The organism is Pseudomonas sp. AB6 (assembly GCF_034314105.1).
Classification (GTDB): domain Bacteria; phylum Pseudomonadota; class Gammaproteobacteria; order Pseudomonadales; family Pseudomonadaceae; genus Aquipseudomonas.
Genome location: NZ_JAVIWJ010000001.1, coordinates 3,065,405 through 3,077,825 on the forward strand (window position 1 = coordinate 3,065,405; position 12,421 = coordinate 3,077,825).

The 12,421-nt window shown below is 55.7% G+C and carries 10 protein-coding genes; 6 read left to right on the forward strand and 4 right to left on the reverse strand.

Annotated elements, in window-relative coordinates; translation table 11 throughout:
• The first annotated feature begins 254 nt into the window (after positions 1-254).
• The 6 genes from bglX to RGW60_RS14495 all read left to right on the forward strand — a co-directional run bounded on the left by bglX (position 255) and on the right by RGW60_RS14495 (position 9,057).
• Positions 255-2,540: a beta-glucosidase BglX gene (gene bglX / locus RGW60_RS14470; protein WP_322205244.1), complete on the forward strand. Its 2,286-nt coding sequence runs from the start codon at positions 255-257 to the stop codon at positions 2,538-2,540.
• Between the two features lie 50 nt (positions 2,541-2,590).
• Entirely contained in the window at positions 2,591-4,393 is a 1,803-nt protein-coding gene (locus tag RGW60_RS14475; RefSeq protein ID WP_407074062.1) for an ATP-binding protein, read from the forward strand.
• 5 nt (positions 4,394-4,398) lie between these two features.
• Entirely contained in the window at positions 4,399-5,736 is a 1,338-nt protein-coding gene (locus RGW60_RS14480) for a sigma-54 dependent transcriptional regulator (RefSeq protein ID WP_322205246.1), read from the forward strand.
• A gap of 179 nt (positions 5,737-5,915) precedes the next feature.
• The gene (locus RGW60_RS14485) at positions 5,916-7,235 is read left to right on the forward strand and encodes an MFS transporter (RefSeq protein ID WP_322205247.1); all 1,320 of its coding nucleotides are present in this window, start codon (positions 5,916-5,918) and stop codon (positions 7,233-7,235) included.
• 703 nt (positions 7,236-7,938) lie between these two features.
• On the forward strand, positions 7,939-8,298 hold the full coding sequence (locus RGW60_RS14490; protein ID WP_322205248.1) for a hypothetical protein: 360 nt from the start codon (positions 7,939-7,941) through the stop codon (positions 8,296-8,298).
• A gap of 135 nt (positions 8,299-8,433) precedes the next feature.
• Entirely contained in the window at positions 8,434-9,057 is a 624-nt protein-coding gene (locus RGW60_RS14495) for a flavin reductase family protein (protein WP_322205249.1), read from the forward strand.
• 6 nt (positions 9,058-9,063) lie between these two features.
• On the opposite strand, the gene RGW60_RS14500 is transcribed toward RGW60_RS14495, so the two are convergent.
• From RGW60_RS14500 to RGW60_RS14515, 4 genes are all read right to left on the reverse strand, one after another.
• A complete protein-coding gene (locus RGW60_RS14500) occupies positions 9,064-9,294 on the reverse strand; it encodes a hypothetical protein (protein ID WP_322205250.1) in 231 nt (76 codons plus the stop codon).
• Between the two features lie 319 nt (positions 9,295-9,613).
• Positions 9,614-10,669 carry an ABC transporter ATP-binding protein gene (locus RGW60_RS14505; protein ID WP_322205251.1) on the reverse strand — a complete coding sequence of 352 codons (1,056 nt, stop codon included), beginning with the start codon at positions 10,667-10,669 and terminating at the stop codon, positions 9,614-9,616.
• Positions 10,670-10,689: 20 nt separating this feature from the next.
• Positions 10,690-11,547, reverse strand: coding sequence for an ABC transporter permease (locus RGW60_RS14510; protein ID WP_322205252.1), 858 nt, complete (start codon positions 11,545-11,547; stop codon positions 10,690-10,692).
• Positions 11,544-12,350, reverse strand: a complete 807-nt coding sequence (locus RGW60_RS14515) for an ABC transporter permease (RefSeq protein ID WP_407074064.1) — start codon at positions 12,348-12,350, stop codon at positions 11,544-11,546. Before RGW60_RS14515 ends, RGW60_RS14510 begins: the two co-directional genes overlap by 4 nt.
• Between the last annotated feature and the right edge of the window lie 71 nt (positions 12,351-12,421).

Sequence of the window (12,421 nt, forward strand, 5' to 3'; positions counted from 1 at the left end):
TTGAAATACTTTTAATTGCGGCCTGCAGAGTGACTTTAGCTAAAACCATCGATCCCCGGCATAATCCGCGAGCAACACTGGATTGCTGACGCGCAATACGCTAAAACTTGCTGCGCTAAAGATGCTCTGCGCGACAAAGAGTTCAGCGGCGGCCCATCGCCCTGATCGACAATATGCGCAACAGACTCAATTACCAAATTTTTGGCTGACCAGTACTTACGTGAGTTGCTGAAGAACGCCTTGAGAAATCATTCATGAATAAGCTGTGTTTGCTGGGCCTTATTGTCGGCCTGGCCAGTCACTCGGTTATGGCCGAGACCAGTACTGCTGTGCTGGCTAACAAAAACGCGTTCATTTCTAATCTGATGAAGCAAATGACCCTCGAAGAAAAAATCGGGCAATTGCGATTGATCAGCATCGGGCCTGAAATGCCTCAGCCACAAATCCTCAAAGAAATTGCTGCTGGCAGAATTGGCGGCACGTTCAACTCCATCACTCGCTCAGAAAACCGCCCGTTGCAACAGGCCGCAGTGGTTAACAGCCGCCTGAAGATCCCGATGTTTTTCGCCTACGACGTTGTCCACGGTCATCGCACGGCATTCCCTATCAGTCTCGCCCTGGCCGCCAGCTGGGACATGGATGCTATCGCCTTGAGCGGTCGAGTATCGGCCACCGAAGCGGCCGCTGATGGCGTGGACATGACCTTCGCACCCATGGTTGATATTTCCCGCGACCCGCGTTGGGGCCGTAGCTCCGAAGGCTTCGGTGAAGACACTTATCTGGTGTCGCGCATCGCCAAGGTCATGGTCAACGCTTACCGCGGAGAGCATCCGGGCGGGGCCGACAGCTTAATGGCCAGCGTTAAGCACTTTGCGCTGTATGGTGCGGTAGAGGGTGGCAAAGACTACAACACCGTCGATATGAGCCTGACGCGTATGTACCAGGATTACTTGCCGCCTTATCGCGCCGCTATCGACGCGGGAGCTGGCGGCGTCATGATCGCGCTGAACTCGATCAACGGTATTCCGGCTACCTCAAACACCTGGTTGCTCAAAGACCTGTTGCGCAAGGATTGGGGCTTCAAAGGCGTAACCATCAGCGACCACGGCGCGATTAAAGAGTTGATCCGCCATGGCGTAGCCCGCGATGACCGTGAAGCCGCCAAACTGGCAATCAAAGCCGGTGTTGATATGAGCATGAACGACTCGGTGTACGGCGAGCAACTCCCCGGACTGTTGAAAGACGGCGAGATTTCCCAGAACGACATCGACAGCGCCGTTCGTGAAGTCCTGGGCGCCAAGTACGATATGGGGCTGTTTGCTGACCCGTTTCGCCGCATTGGCGATGCGGCTCACGACCCGGCCGACACCAACGCTGAAAGCCGTCTGCATCGTACCGAAGCCCGTGACGTTGCGCGCAAAACTCTGGTATTGCTGAAAAATGACCACGAAACGCTGCCGCTAAAAAAACAAGGCACCATTGCGGTCATTGGTGCATTGGCGAAAAGCCAACTCGACATGCTGGGCAGTTGGTCAGCTGCCGGCGTACCGCAACAATCGGTGACGGTCTATGACGGTCTGGCCAATGCCGTCGGCGATAAAGCCAAGCTGCTGTACGCCCGAGGCGCTGACGTTGCCGATGATCCGTCGATCATTAAATACCTGAACTTCATGGTCACTGAAGTTGAAGTTGACCCACGTCCTGCCGAAGAAATGATCGCCGAAGCGGTCAAGGTCGCGCAGCAATCGGACGTCATTGTTGCCGTGGTCGGCGAGTCGCGTGGCATGTCCCACGAATCGGCGAGCCGCACCAGCCTTAACATTCCTGGCAGACAGCGGGACTTGATCGCCGCCCTTAAAGCCACCGGTAAACCGTTGGTGCTGGTATTGATGAACGGCCGACCGCTGACCCTGGTCACTGAGGAGCAACAGGCTGACGCGATGCTGGAAACCTGGTTCCCCGGCACGGAAGGCGGTAACGCCGTGGCCGACGTACTGTTCGGCGACTACAACCCGTCCGGCAAGCTGGCCATGTCTTTCCCGCGCTCGATTGGCCAACTGCCGGTCTACTACGCGCACCTTGGCACCGGTCGGCCCTATCAGGTCGGCAAACCAGGCAACTACACCTCGCAATACTTTGAGGAAGTTAACGGCCCGTTATTCCCGTTCGGTTATGGTCTGAGCTACACCCAATTCAGCCTGTCTGACGTGACACTGTCCGCCAAGGACATGAAACGCGGCGGCACGTTGACCGCCAGCGTCACGCTGAAAAATACCGGCAAACTCGATGGGGCGACCGTGGTGCAACTGTACCTGCATGACGTCACTGCCTCTATTGCCCGCCCGGTCAAAGAGTTGAAAAACTTCCAGAAAGTCATGCTTAAAGCCGGTGAGGAAAAAGTCATCAGCTTCACCCTCAGTGAAGACGACCTGAAGTTCTACAACGCGGCGCTGAAATATGTCGACGAGCCCGGCGCGTTCGACGTGATGATCGGTCTCGATTCTTCAGACGTGAAACAGCAGAGATTTAATTTGCTGTAACCATTCGGCTGAATGCGCAGTTCCGCCCCGGAACTGCGCTGTACCTGCGCATGTTAAGGTGCGAACCGGTTCATCCTGTCTTTGTCGCCATGCCCTCAATTTCCCGTCTTGCTCACCTGTCTATTTATGCGTTGCTGATTCTTATAGGAGCATTGCTGGCGGCCGGTATAGCGGTTCGTCAGGCCGAGCGGCATGCCTTGGTCGATGACGCCGCCCGCGCCGGGGGGCAACTGATGCTGTATGGCAACACCCTGCACACGCTGATCGAACGTTATCGTGCCTTGCCAGCGGTTTTAGCACTGGACCCCCAATTGCGCTCGGCGCTAAGTGGCCCTGTCAGCTTAAGTACCCAAGACGCATTGAATTTCAAGCTGGAAAAAATCAACAGCGCGGCACAGTCCTCGACTCTGGAGTTGTTGGACCGAAGCGGCTTGGCCGTCGGCGCCAGTAATTGGCGACTGCCCAGCAGCTACGTCGGCCATAACTACGGCTTTCGACCGTATTTCCTACAAACCAAAGCCGAGGGCGTCGGACGCTTCTACGCAGTGGGCGTTACCAGTGGCATCCCCGGTTACTTTCTGTCCAACGCAGTAACCAACGACGCCGGGGATTTTTTGGGCGCGATAGTGGTGAAACTTGAGTTCCCCGACCTAGAGCGCGAATGGGGTCAAGGCGATGATCTGCTGCTGCTCAGCGATGCCAAAGGCATCGTCTTCATTGCCAATCAGCCGGGCTGGCGCTACCGGGAATTGCTGCCGATATCCGCCGCTGACCGCGCCGAACTGGCCGCCACCCGGCAATACGATAAACAACCGTTGTCCCCACTGAAGAGCCAAACAATCCGTGAATTCAGCAAGACCAGCCATTTATCCCGCATCGAAGGTCCGCAAGGCGCGGCCGATTATCTGTGGGAATCGCTACCATTAGCCGCTGAAGGGTGGACGCTGCATTTGCTTCGCAAGCCTCAGGCCCTCGCCGAGGACACACGCAATGCCGCATTGGCAGGAGCGGGCACTTGGCTAACACTGGTATTTCTAGGGCTGTTTCTTTACCAACGCTGGCGTCTGGCGCGGGTGCATCGACGTAGTCGTGAAGAGCTGGAACAGTTGGTCCAAGAGCGCACCCGTGATCTGCGCACCGCACAAGACGGGCTCGTGCAATCGGCCAAATTGGCGGCGCTGGGGCAAATGTCGGCGGCGCTGGCCCATGAAATCAATCAACCGTTAACCACCCAACGCATGCAGTTGGCCAGCTTGCGCCTGCTGCTGGATCACGGGCGAATCGATGATGCGTACAGAGCCTTGGGGCCATTGGATCAGCAACTGACACGCATGGCCGCATTAACGGGGCACCTGAAGACTTTCGCACGTAAAAGCCCCAGCGGATTGCGCGAACGCTTGGATTTAGCTGCTGTAGTCGATCAAGCCCTCCTGTTGCTTGACCCTCGCTTACGTCACGAGAAGGTCAGCTGCGTATTGCACCTTATCCGCCCCGCCTTCGTACGCGGTGATGCCATCCGCCTGGAACAGGTGCTGATCAACTTGTTGCGCAATGCGCTGGACGCCATGCGTGACGCACCGCTCAAACGACTTGAAGTAAGCCTTGAACCAGAACCCAACTCGCCACCCCTTTGGCGCTTATCGGTCGGCGACACCGGCGGAGGTATTGCCCAAGAGCATATGACAAACATCTTCGACCCGTTTTTCACCACCAAACCGGTAGGCGACGGCCTGGGGCTGGGTTTGGCCGTGTCGTATGCCATCGTTCATGAATCCGGCGGCACGCTGACGGCGGAAAATTACAGTGATGGCGCACGCTTTAGCCTTGTTTTACCTGCAGAACCAGAGGTCTGACCCTTATGTTGAATTGCGTCATAGTGGTCGACGACGAGGCCAGCATCCGTGAAGCCGTCCAGCAATGGCTGATGCTTAGCGGTTTTAGCGTACAGCTGTATAGCCGAGCAGAAGAGTGTCTCGCCGCGCTGCCGGAGCATTTTCCCGGAGTAATCGTCAGCGACGTGCGCATGCCGGGCATGGGCGGTCTGGCGTTTCTGGATCGGCTACAGATTCTGGACTCTGATTTGCCGGTGATCTTGCTGACGGGCCACGGCGACGTGCCGATGGCGGTGGATGCCATGCGTGACGGCGCCTACGATTTTTTGGAAAAACCGTTCAGCCCCGAGATCCTGCTGAGAATCTTGCGTCGGGCACTGGAGAAACGTCAGTTGGTGTTAGAAAATCGCCGACTGTACGAACAGGCTGACGCAAGGGCCAAGATCGACAAAACCCTGCTCGGTGTTACACCAAGTTTGCAGGTCTTGCGTCGTCAGGTGCTGGAACTGGCGCTACTGCCGGTTAACGTAGTAATTCGCGGCGAAACCGGCAGCGGCAAAGAGCTGGTTGCGCGCTGCTTGCATGACTTCGGGCCTCGCGCCAACAAGGTTTTTGTCGCCCTGAACTGCGCGGCGATCCCCGAACATTTGTTCGAAGCCGAGCTATTCGGTCACGAAAGCGGAGCGTTCACCGGCGCTCAAGGCAAGCGCATCGGCAAACTGGAATACGCCGACGGCGGCACGTTGTTTCTCGACGAGATTGAGAGTATGCCGCTGGGGCAACAGGTCAAGCTATTGCGCGTTCTACAAGAGCAGCGGCTAGAACGCCTGGGTTCAAATCAAAGCATCAGCATTAATGTTCGGATCATTGCCGCGACCAAGCCGGATTTACTTGAAGAGGCACGGGCCGGGCGCTTTCGCGAGGATCTTGCTTACCGACTAAACGTCGCTGAACTGCGCCTGCCACCCCTGCGTGAACGCAGGGAAGACATTCCCCTGCTATTCAACCATTTTGCCCAAGCCGCCGCTGAGCGCTTAGGGCGCAAGGCCCCGGTGCTAAGCGGCGCCGAGTTGAGTCACCTGCTCAGCCACGACTGGCCAGGCAATGTCCGCGAGCTGGGTAACGCAGCCGAACGTCAGGTGCTGGGGTTGAGCCATTGGCAACCAAACGCTGTCGAGTCGGGGCAATCGCTGGCGGCGCAGCAAGAGGCTTTCGAAGCCCATTGCCTGCGGGCGGCTCTGGTTCGGCACAAAGGCGACATTAGGGCTGTGCTCGGTGAACTGCAGTTGCCGCGCAGAACCCTTAACGAAAAAATGCAGCGCCACGGTCTGCAACGGGAAATGTTTCTACCAAGCATCGACTAGCCGTCCTGATCGGCAACTTTCCGCTTACCAACATCCTTCCAGCAAGCGGATTCTTGCCGAAAAATAATTAATAACCCCTCTAGACCGGCCCTCAACGGCCTGGCACAGCTCCTGCTAAGAGACTGTCAGGCTGCACTCGCATGCGCCCCACTAAAAACAATGACTTACAAGGATTCTTAATGGACACCTCCAACACTCTGTCTGAAGGGTCGGCTGCTGCGCCGGTCAAAGAACGAACCACCGGCAGTCGTCTGAAATCAATTTTCAGTGGCTCGGTTGGCAACATGGTCGAGTGGTACGACTGGTACGTTTACGCCGCGTTCTCACTGTACTTCGCCAAATCATTCTTCCCGCAAGGCGACACCACTGCACAGCTACTCAACACCGCCGCGATCTTCGCCGTGGGATTTTTAATGCGCCCGATCGGCGGCTGGCTGATGGGTATGTACGCCGACCGCAAGGGACGCAAAGCGGCGCTCATGGCGTCGGTGCTGTTGATGTGCTTTGGTTCATTGATCATCGCGTTGACCCCCAGCTATGCCGTTATCGGTGTCGGCGCCCCGGTGCTGTTGGTGTTTGCCCGCCTGCTGCAAGGTTTGTCGGTGGGTGGCGAGTACGGCACCTCTGCCACTTACCTCAGCGAGATGGCCACTAAAGAGCGTCGCGGTTTCTTCTCCAGCTTCCAGTACGTCACCTTGATTTCCGGGCAGCTCATCGCGCTGGGCGTATTGATCGTATTGCAACAAACCTTAACGACTGAACAGCTGTATTCGTGGGGCTGGCGTATTCCGTTCGTCATCGGCGCGCTGTGTGCCGTGGTCGCGCTGTACCTGCGTCGTGGCATGGAAGAAACCGAATCATTCACCAAGAAGAAAAAGCCAAAAGAAAGCGCGATGCGAACCTTGATGCGTCATCCGAAGGAATTGATGACGGTGGTCGGCCTGACCATGGGTGGCACCTTGGCGTTTTATACCTACACCACCTATATGCAGAAGTATCTGGTAAACACGGTTGGCATGAGCATCACCGACTCCACCACCATCTCGGCAGCCACGCTCTTTTTGTTCATGTGCCTGCAGCCACTGGTTGGAGCGCTGTCGGATAAAATCGGCCGACGTCCGATCCTGATCGCATTTGGTCTGCTGGGTACGCTGTTTACCGTGCCAATCCTGACCACGTTGCACACCGTACAAAGTTGGTGGGGTGCGTTCTTCCTGATCATGGCCGCGCTGATCATCGTCAGCGGTTACACCTCGATCAACGCCGTAGTGAAAGCCGAGCTGTTCCCGACTGAAATCCGCGCACTGGGTGTAGGCCTGCCGTATGCGCTGACCGTTTCGATCTTCGGCGGCACCGCTGAATACATCGCCCTGTGGTTCAAAAGCATTGGCATGGAGACCGGTTACTACTGGTACGTCACGGCCTGCATCGCCGTTTCGTTGCTGGTGTATGTTTTCATGAAAGACACCCGCACACATTCGCGAATTGAAACCGACTAACGCTTGGTCGGTATCGAGCTAAGAAGCGGCGACTACCGTTAAGGGGTCGTCTCTTTTACGTTTTGCCTCCCCAGACGCCTTTGGTGTAAGGCGAGTCCATGACTATTAATATTGGCAATAATTGGTAACACCCGGAATGAGTTTTTAAAAGTAACCGGCGGCGTAGCATCCACACCTACCCATTCACCCGTTAACAGCAGCCTGGAACACCCAATTCGATGGGTGCTGACTAGATTCCTGTTGAGGGCTCTGACTCGATAGGTGCATATCATGTTGCTGCTAATGGCATTAATTACATCAGTGCAAACCACGTTGCTTTTGATGGTTCTTACCACTTTTCTGCTGACCGGACTGTTGCTGACTGCGCTGCTTACGTGGGCATTGAAGGCTTAGAACCGACGATAAATTACGACTTAGCCCGCGTAACTGTGGCGTTGTATCTATTCTGCGCTCCCTACCTGGCCCGACGATCAATCGGGCTTTATTTTGCCTGCTGAAAAGTTCACTACAAAACTCACGATAACGGCTGAAACGTTTCTTCAGGCCCTTAAATGGCCGTTAACCAGCTGATTTATAAGAATAATTACCTACTATTAATTCTAACGATAATCGATAGCATGCTTATTAGCTTCTTAACCAAACCCAGCGGCGTAACATTCACTCCATCGCAACGCAGACCACCCACTGATTCGGAGTACCCATAATGAAAACTTCAAAACTGATTTTCGGCATCGCTTTCTCGGTACTGGCAAGCACCACCTTCGCTCTGCCGGCGTTAGCAGAAGGCGGCTCGGCTCATACCAATGCAAGCGCGGCCCGCGTTACTTCTGACGGTGCAGACCACGTTGGCGCCAGTCGCCTCGCTTCTGACGGCGCTGACCATGTAGGTGCGAACCGTGTAAGTTCTGATGGTGCCGACCACGTTGGTGCAAACCGTCTTGCTTCAGACGGCGCTGATCATGTTGGCGCAAACCGTGTAAGTTCTGACGGCGCTGACCACGTTGGTGCGAACCGTCTTGCTTCAGACGGCGCTGACCATGTTGGCGCAAACCGCACAAGCTAATCGACTCAATTACTTCTCCCAGCCCGGCTTCTGCCGGGCTTAATTTTGGGCGGTATGAAAGTCTGGAAAACAGGGCTATTGCCTTGCAATATGAGCGACTTAATCTTAGCAACTGCTGTCACTAGGGAGCCCTTTATGTCAGACGATATTCACTTCTACGAACCTGCCAACGGCCATGGTCTACCCCATGATCCGTTCAATGCGATCATCGGACCCAGACCCATTGGCTGGATTTCTTCGCAGGATGCCCAAGGCCGCTTGAATCTCGCCCCTTATAGTTTTTTTAACGGTTTCAATTACACACCTCCGATCATTGGCTTCAGCAGCATCGGTCGTAAAGACAGCCTGAATAATATTGAGCAGACCGGTGAGTTCGTCTGGAATTTGGCGACGTGGTCGTTGGCTGAAGCGATGAACCAAAGCTGCGCCTCCGTACCGCCGGAGGTTGATGAGTTTAAGTTGGCGAACCTCACTCCGGTCGCATCGCGCATCGTCAAAGCGCCGCGTGTGCTGGAGACACCGGTTTCGTTCGAGTGCAAGGTCACGCAGATCATCCAGCTGCAACGCGCCGACAAGGAATTGATACCCACGTGGCTGGTGCTTGGTGAAGTAGTCGCGGTTCACATTGCTAAGTCGATGCTAAAAGACGGCATTTACGATACGGCGTCTGCAGAACATATTTTGCGCGGAGGCGGACCGGCGGATTACTTCAAGATTGATCCCGCATCGCTGTTCAAGATGTACCGCCCCAAAAGCTGATTCGATTTAAAACACCAGCTCGCCGTCCGCATCGACATCGACCAATCGCGCCAACTCTTCAGCAGCGGCATGGTCGGCGTCATGCGCGGTTTTGAACTTCTGATCACCAAGTACACGATGAAAACGTGGCGCACCCCCGGCATGGCGAGCTTTCACCGCAATCGCTGCGCTGTAACCACCGTCGCCCGGCATAACGGCAGACACCGCCTCGACGTCTTTAAATTCTTTACGTGCCATGCAAATCACCCTGCCCAATTTATCGAATGCGGCGATTCTAAACAATTTTGCGAACAATGAATGAAACGCTAATCAACTGGCCAACTGCCGCAGGGGTGCCTGATATTCAGTTTTTTTTGACTAGAAGAGACGTGCTTGAAGGTCTGAAAGTCCAGGATGCCGACAATTAATTGCTGAACCACTTCGGCAAAAACGTTCAGCGCCGCAGTTGCGAACCAAGCGGCCATCGCAATTCAGTCGAGAATACAGCCGCCAATTCCGTGCACCGACCTCCCGCGACCTGGCGCGGTAGCGCCAAAGCGTTTGATCGCACTTGCCTTCAAGCCGCCAGAACGCGACACGCTTCAGCGGGAATGGTGACTGAGACTGGGTGACCGATGGCGAGCCCGAAGCATTGGCTTGGGGTGCTCAAGGCCGTCAGCGAAACACCCGCGCACTCGACAGTGGTTTCGATAGTCGCGCCGATGTCGCGCACAAAAGTCACAGTGCCTAGTAATCGGTTACCCGCTGTTGGCAATGGCGGTGACAATTGCAGGTCTTCAGGACGCACCAACATTTTGATCTGGGCGCCGACGGCGATGCTGCTGCTGATCGGTACGTCCAGCGCCTCACCAGTAGGAAGGCCGACCCGACCTTCACCCAACGCAGTGGCCAGAAAAATATTTCCAGAACCTATAAAGTCGGCGACAAATTCATTGGCCGGGTTGCGATAGATCTCAATCGGCGTACCTACCTGCTGCACCCGGTTTTGCCCCAACACGACCACGATATCGGCCATGGTCATGGCTTCGCGTTGGTCGTGGGTTACCAGAATCGTGGTGATATTGAGCCGTTGTTGCAGTTGCCGAATTTCTACTTGCATCGACTCGCGCAGCTTGGCGTCGAGCGCCGACAGAGGCTCATCGAGCAACAGCAGCTTTGGGTGCGACGCAATCGCCCGAGCAATGGCTACCCGCTGGCGCTGTCCGCCGGAGAGCTTCGCGACTGGGCGGTCGATCATCGCCTGCAATTGAATCAGCTCCAGCAGTTCCTTTACCCGGCCCTGTTGGTCCGCTTTGTTCACACCGCGCAGTTTCAGCGGATAGGCGATGTTTTCACCGACCGTCATGTGCGGAAACAGCGCCAGTGATTGGAAGACCATGCCGAAATTGCGTTGGTGCGCTGGGGTGTGGCTGACGTCTTCGCCGTCGAGACGAATCTCGCCGCTGGTTAAGGTTTCCAGACCGGCGATCATCCGCAGCAAAGTGGTTTTGCCACAGCCAGACGGGCCGAGAAAACATACCAACTTGCCCTCTGGCAAGTGCAGATTGACGTCGGTCACCGCGCAAGCCGAGCCGTAATATTTCTCGACGTTTTCCAGAATCAATCCGGTCATTTATGTAAGCCTCAAAAAAACTAAAACGAAACGCCACCTTCACCAACCAGCTTCTCCAGCGCCCAAATCAGGACGAAGTCGATCAGCACGATCAGTACGGCAAACGAGAATACGGTGGGGTCCAGCGATGAGACCGTACGGCTGTACATCCAGATCGGTACGGTCATGACGTCGATGTTGTAGAGAAAGTAGGTCACAGTGAATTCGTTGAAGGAGACGATAAACGCCAGCAACATTCCGGCAAGAATCCCGGATTTCATCAATGGAACCACTACATCGAAGATAGCTCGCAACGGTGAAGCACCGAGCATTTGCGCTGCCTCTTCCACCTCGCTGCCAATCGACATCATCGCCGCGGTGCAGTTTTTCACCACGAATGGCAGCGCCAGGATCACGTGAGCAATCACCAGGCGCGAAGTGTTTATCTGGAACGGCAAGCTGTCGAAAATCAGCAGCAGTGCCAAGCCCAGCACCACCATCGGGAACACCAATGGCAACGACATCAGTTGTAGCGCTATGCCTTTGCCACGAAATTCGCAGCGGGTCAGTGCATAGGAAGCCGGCACCGCCACGGCGGTAGCCAGAATCATGGTCAAGCAAGCGACCCATAGGCTCGTGGCCATGGCTTTGCCGAGGCTCAGGACATCACTGGCATCGGGAGATACGAACGTCTGCCAAGCCGCTTTGTACCATTGCAGGCTGTAGCTGCTGGGCGGAAAATCGAGGTTGGATGCGCCACTGAACGACATGACAATCATGGTCAGGATCGGCAGTACCGCCAGCAAAAGAATCAAGCCAGAGAGCAAGCCCGCAAAGCGCCCGGTATCACCGGGCAATACCGGCTGGAAGCGAAAACGAGCTTTTGAAGAACGGCTCATTGCGAGGCCTCCAACAGACGACGGCGACGACCCGCAAAATATTCGGAAAGGGTCATGATCGCCAGCGTGGTGACGATCAAAACCACACCTGCTGCCGAGGCGGCGGGCCAGTTCATCAGCGGTGCGATTTGGTCGTGGACCATCACCGCCAACATCGGTACTCGCCTGCCGCCAAGCAACAACGGTACGACAAAGCTACTGGCGTTGTAGGCGAAAACCAAAGTGGCGCCAGTGATAATTCCCGGCAAACTCATCGGCAATATCACTTGGCGAAACACTTGAAAGCGGCTGGCGCCTAGGGTTGCGGCAGCCTCTTCATAGCTGCGAGAAACGCCACGCATGGCGCTGGCGATTGGCAGTACAGCGAGTGGAAAAGCCGTTTGCACCAAGCCCATCAGCACACCGTTTTGGTTATACAGCAGCATTACCGGACGGGTAATGACGCCGAGGCCGATCAAGGATTTGTTGAGCATTCCGCCCGGCCCGAGAATCACCAACCAGCCATAACTTTGCAGCAGTAGGTTGACCAGTAACGGCAGCAGGACAGCCGCCAGAAATACTCGGCGCAAGAACGGCGATTGCAGGCGCGACATGGTGTAGCCCACCGGAATCGCCAGCACCACCGCGATGGCGGCACTGAACAACGCCAGTCGCAAGGTCAGCAGCAGTGATTTCAAGTAATAGGGCTCAGCCAATTGCGCGTAGCTGGCAAGGCTGAAACCGGTCCATTCCGCGCCTTTGGTTCCCACGCTCATGCGCAACACTAACAAGCTCGCTGCGATCAGTACGGCGAGGAACAGCATCGACGGCGTGAGAAAAAGCCAAGCGCGTAGCGTGGTAGAAATCGGTTTGGCACCGTGCCGCGAAGGCGTAG

Excerpts from the sequence above, each read along its gene's own strand:
- RGW60_RS14485 (WP_322205247.1), top strand. The coding sequence starts at position 5,916 with ATGGACACCTCCAACACTCTGTCTGAAGGGTCGGCTGCTGCGCCGGTC.
- RGW60_RS14480 (WP_322205246.1), top strand. The coding sequence starts at position 4,399 with ATGTTGAATTGCGTCATAGTGGTCGACGACGAGGCCAGCATCCGTGAA.
- RGW60_RS14475 (WP_407074062.1), top strand. The coding sequence starts at position 2,591 with ATGTTAAGGTGCGAACCGGTTCATCCTGTCTTTGTCGCCATGCCCTCA.
- RGW60_RS14505 (WP_322205251.1), bottom strand. The coding sequence starts at position 10,669 with ATGACCGGATTGATTCTGGAAAACGTCGAGAAATATTACGGCTCGGCT.
- RGW60_RS14515 (WP_407074064.1), bottom strand. The coding sequence starts at position 12,350 with ATGCTGTTCCTCGCCGTACTGATCGCAGCGAGCTTGTTAGTGTTGCGC.
- RGW60_RS14510 (WP_322205252.1), bottom strand. The coding sequence starts at position 11,547 with ATGAGCCGTTCTTCAAAAGCTCGTTTTCGCTTCCAGCCGGTATTGCCC.
- RGW60_RS14495 (WP_322205249.1), top strand. The coding sequence starts at position 8,434 with ATGTCAGACGATATTCACTTCTACGAACCTGCCAACGGCCATGGTCTA.
- RGW60_RS14490 (WP_322205248.1), top strand. The coding sequence starts at position 7,939 with ATGAAAACTTCAAAACTGATTTTCGGCATCGCTTTCTCGGTACTGGCA.
- bglX (WP_322205244.1), top strand. The coding sequence starts at position 255 with ATGAATAAGCTGTGTTTGCTGGGCCTTATTGTCGGCCTGGCCAGTCAC.
- RGW60_RS14500 (WP_322205250.1), bottom strand. The coding sequence starts at position 9,294 with ATGGCACGTAAAGAATTTAAAGACGTCGAGGCGGTGTCTGCCGTTATG.